The organism is Lacinutrix cladophorae (assembly GCF_053604645.1).
In genome coordinates this window covers 1-212 of the sequence record NZ_JBSHNR010000117.1, presented here as the reverse complement: position 1 = coordinate 212, position 212 = coordinate 1, and the positions used below count along the sequence as shown (strand labels likewise).

Here is a 212-nt window from a genome sequence, read left to right as displayed (position 1 = left end):
GTAATTACAACTTCTACTCCTTCTATTCCTTCTTCTCCTGGATCTTGTATTCCATCGCCGTTAAGATCTTCGAATACAACTCCTGTTAATTCTGCAGTTATTGGTTCATAACCGTCATCGGTTGTTGCTGTTTCAACTCCTTCTAATACGGTTACTGTTTCAGGATCTGAAGTTCCTGTTGTTAAAGTACCACTTACATCTGCTGGTAATGT

1 protein-coding gene is annotated in these 212 nt (G+C 39.2%); it reads right to left on the bottom strand.

Annotated features, from left to right (window positions below):
* A partial coding sequence (locus tag ACVC3Y_RS10245; RefSeq protein ID WP_452226817.1) for an SdrD B-like domain-containing protein occupies nucleotides 1-212 on the bottom strand: 212 nt, incomplete at both ends.